Origin of the sequence: Labrys sp. LIt4 (genome assembly GCF_017813775.1) — a bacterium.
Lineage (GTDB): Bacteria > Pseudomonadota > Alphaproteobacteria > Rhizobiales > Labraceae > Labrys > Labrys okinawensis_A.
Window position 1 is genome coordinate 1 of sequence record NZ_JAGIPY010000075.1, and the last position, 281, is coordinate 281.

The 281-nt window shown below is 63.3% G+C and carries 1 protein-coding gene; it reads left to right on the top strand.

The features are described from left to right. On the top strand, window positions 1-281 hold a 281-nt coding region (locus tag J8I29_RS29740), incomplete at both ends, for a mechanosensitive ion channel domain-containing protein (RefSeq protein WP_209434431.1).

A 281-nucleotide genomic window follows, 5' to 3' on the forward strand; every position in this document is an offset into this window, starting at 1 on the left:
CGACAAGGAAATCATCAACAACACGCAGCGCGATCGCCGCCGTACCAAGATGGCGATCGGCGTCGCCTATGAAACCGATCGCGACACGCTCGCGCGCCTGCCGCAGATCTTCCAGGAAGAGGTGGAGCGCAACGGCATGATCTTCGTCCGCGCCGGCTTTGTCGCGTTCGGCGGCTCGTCGATCGACTTCGAGCTACAGTTCGATTCGCCTTCGGCCGATTACGAGGCGTCCTACCATGCCCGCCACGCGGTCGGGCTCGCCATCCACCGTCGCTTCGATG